This window comes from Moritella sp. F3 (genome assembly GCF_015082335.1).
GTDB lineage: Bacteria > Pseudomonadota > Gammaproteobacteria > Enterobacterales > Moritellaceae > Moritella.
This window is the reverse complement of sequence record NZ_BLRL01000150.1, coordinates 1-239: the sequence shown is the minus strand read 5'-3', so window position 1 is coordinate 239 and position 239 is coordinate 1. Positions and strand designations below refer to the sequence as shown.

The 239-nt window shown below is 39.7% G+C and carries 1 protein-coding gene; it reads right to left on the bottom strand.

All coding sequences use genetic code 11. The annotated features are described in order from the left end of the window. On the bottom strand, nucleotides 1-239 hold a 239-nt coding region (locus tag JFU56_RS22735), incomplete at both ends, for an SCP2 domain-containing protein (RefSeq protein ID WP_198439467.1).

Genomic DNA, 239 nt, shown 5'->3' with positions numbered 1-239 from the left:
CAATAGACAGTCTACGTTGAAAGAAAAGCGTATCTGGGTCTTCTTTACGCCCGGCAATCAGCACAAGATCGTTAAGGTTTCCGCTAAAGCTTACATCTTCAACAACCTCGTTATCAGCTACAACTAGTTGCTCATTTTGATAGCTAATACACCAACTTAACCCCATATCTTTTATTGAGACTTTAAGCCACTTGTCTTCTAAGAATTCAAAGTCACCGTCCTCTAAAGCTTCCTTAAAG